Annotated in this window: 2 tRNA genes; both read left to right on the top strand. The window is 50.7% G+C overall.

Going from position 1 to position 205, the window contains the following annotated elements:
* The first annotated feature begins 49 nt into the window (after positions 1-49).
* A tRNA-Glu gene (locus PVK62_RS17655) sits at positions 50-125 on the top strand.
* A 2-nt stretch (positions 126-127) separates the two neighbouring features.
* Positions 128-203: transfer RNA gene (locus PVK62_RS17650), tRNA-Lys, on the top strand.
* Positions 204-205: the final 2 nt, after the last annotated feature.

Below are 205 nucleotides of genomic sequence, written 5' to 3'. Positions count from 1 at the left end.
AAAACGTAAAGAAGCAATAGAAGGTGCCCAACACCTTCAAATATCCAGTGTCCCGTTCGTCTAGAGGCCTAGGACACCGCCCTTTCACGGCGGTAACAGGGGTTCGACTCCCCTACGGGATACCATTGGGTCGTTAGCTCAGTTGGTAGAGCAGTTGACTTTTAATCAATTGGTCGCAGGTTCGAATCCTGCACGACCCACCATT

The sequence above is a fragment of the Aliivibrio sp. S3MY1 genome (assembly GCF_028765575.1).
Classification (GTDB): Bacteria; Pseudomonadota; Gammaproteobacteria; order Enterobacterales; family Vibrionaceae; genus Aliivibrio.
This window is presented reverse-complemented; position numbering and strand designations above follow the sequence as displayed.